The sequence below is a fragment of the Mycobacterium sp. genome (assembly GCF_035499775.1).
Lineage (GTDB): Bacteria > Actinomycetota > Actinomycetes > Mycobacteriales > Mycobacteriaceae > Mycobacterium.
The window spans coordinates 1-2,353 of record NZ_DATJYB010000359.1 but is presented as its reverse complement, the minus strand read 5'-3'; the positions used below and the strand labels follow the sequence as shown (position 1 = coordinate 2,353).

Annotated in this window: 2 protein-coding genes; both read left to right on the top strand. The window is 70.0% G+C overall.

Annotated features, from left to right (window positions below; all coding sequences use genetic code 11):
• Positions 1–30 precede the first annotated feature (30 nt).
• Positions 31–963 (top strand): hydroxymethylbilane synthase, encoded by a 933-nt coding sequence (gene hemC, locus VML93_RS22305; protein WP_325614401.1) that lies wholly within the window; start codon positions 31–33, stop codon positions 961–963.
• A gap of 26 nt (positions 964–989) precedes the next feature.
• Positions 990–2,353 (top strand): bifunctional uroporphyrinogen-III C-methyltransferase/uroporphyrinogen-III synthase (locus VML93_RS22300; RefSeq protein WP_325614399.1); only part of this gene is annotated, 1,364 nt, incomplete at its 3' end.

Genomic DNA, 2,353 nt, shown 5'->3' with positions numbered 1-2,353 from the left:
ATCCCGCCGCCGAGTAGCCGATTGGCGCACGTGATCCGGATAGGCACCCGGGGCAGCTTGCTGGCCACCACCCAGGCCGCCGTCGTCAGAGACGCCCTGATCGCCAACGGCCATCCCGCCGAGTTGGTGACGATCAGCACGGTGGGCGACCGCTCGTCGGCGCCCATCGAAAGTCTCGGCGTGGGCGTTTTCACCACTGCGCTGCGTGAGGCCATCGTCGCGGGCCGGGTCGACGCGGCGGTGCATTCGCACAAGGATTTGCCGACCGCCGAGGATTCCAGGTTCACTATCGCCGCGATACCGCCGCGCTACGACCCCCGGGACGCGCTGGTAGCGCGTGACGGGCTGACGCTGGGAGAATTGCCCGTCGGTTCGCTGGTGGGCACCTCGTCCCCGCGGCGGGCCGCACAGCTTAGAGCATTGGGTCTCGGTTTGGAAATCCGCCCCCTACGAGGCAACCTAGATACCAGGTTGAACAGGGTAAGTAGTGGTGATCTTGACGCCATCGTGGTGGCCCGGGCTGGTCTGGCCCGGTTGGGCCGGCTCGATGATGTCACCGAGACGCTCGAGCCGGTGCAGATGTTGCCAGCGCCGGCTCAGGGAGCGCTCGCGGTCGAGTGCCGCGCCGGTGACAGCCGCCTGGCGGCAGTGCTGGCGGAGTTGGACGACGCCGACACGCGCGCCGCGATCACCGCGGAGCGAGCCCTGCTCGCCGAACTGGAGGCCGGTTGTTCCGCACCGGTGGGCGCGATCGCCGAAGTGGTCGAGTCGATCGATGAGGAGGGCCGTGTCTTCGAAGAGCTGTCGCTGCGCGGTTGCGTGGCGGCGCTGGACGGATCCGACGTGATCCGCGCGTCCGGTGTCGGAAGTTCCGGTCGGGCACGGGAGCTTGGGCTCTCGGTCGCCGCGGAACTGTTCGAGCTGGGTGCCCGGGAGCTGATGGGTCAGGCGCGAGGAAATTAATTGAGACTGACGTGGGAGCGACAATGATGACGCGAGGGCGTAAGCCGAGACCGGGCCGCATCACGTTCGTGGGCTCTGGTCCTGGCGACCCAGGCCTGCTGACCACGCGGGCCGCCACTGTGCTGGCGAACGCGGCCCTGGTGTTCACCGACCCCGATGTACCGGACGCGGTCCTGGCACTGATCGGCAAGGACCTGCCACCCGTCTCCGGCCCGGAGCCCGCCGAGGCGCCCGCCGGGAACGGCGATGGGTCTGCCGACGCGCCGGCCGTGCTGCCCGGCGCGCCCGACATCCGTCCGGCGCTGGGAGACCCGGCCGAGGTCGCCAAGACGCTGACGGCCGAGGCGCGGGCCGGTGCCGACGTGGTGCGATTGGTGGCGGGTGACCCGTTGTCGGTGGACTCGGTGATCACCGAGGTGAACGCGGTGGCGCGGACCCACCTGCACATCGAGATCATCCCCGGCCTGGCCGCGACCAGCGCGGTCCCGACCTATGCCGGGCTACCGCTGGGCTCGTCGCACACCGTTGCCGACGTGCGTGGCGAAGTGGACTGGGAGGCTTTGGCCGCCGCACCCGGGCCGCTGATCCTGCAGGCCACCGCATCGCATCTGGCGGATGCGGCCCGCACTCTGATCGAGCACGAGCTGGCCGAGACCACCCCCTGCGTGGTGACCGCCCAAGGCACCACCTGCCAGCAGCGCTCGGTCGAGTCCACGCTGCTGGGATTGACCGATCCGGCGATTCTGGGCGCCGCCGACGCGAAATTGTCGCCCGTCGGCGGGGACCCGCTGAGCGGGCCCCTGGTGGTGACCATCGGCAAGACGGTGGCCAGCCGGGCGAAGCTGAACTGGTGGGAAAGCCGCGCGCTCTACGGCTGGACCGTACTGGTGCCCCGCACCAAGGACCAGGCTGGCGAGATGAGCGAGCGGTTGACCTCTTACGGCGCGTTGCCGATCGAGGTGCCGACCATCGCCGTCGAGCCGCCGCGCAGCCCGGCTCAGATGGAGCGCGCCGTCAAGGGACTGGTCGACGGCCGTTTCCAATGGGTGGTGTTCACCTCCACCAACGCGGTGCGCGCGGTGTGGGAGAAGTTCGGCGAGTTCGGTCTGGACGCCCGCGCGTTCTCCGGGGTGAAGATCGCCTGCGTCGGCGAGTCGACGGCCGACCGGGTCCGGGCCTTCGGGATCAGCCCCGAGCTGGTGCCGGCCGGGGAACAGTCCTCGCTGGGCCTGCTGGACGACTTCCCGCCCTACGACAGCGTTTTCGACCCGGTTAACCGCGTGTTGCTGCCGCGCGCCGACATCGCCACCGAAACGCTGGCCGAAGGGCTGCGCGAGCGTGGCTGGGAAATCGAGGACGTCACCGCCTACCGGACGGTGCGGGCCGCGCC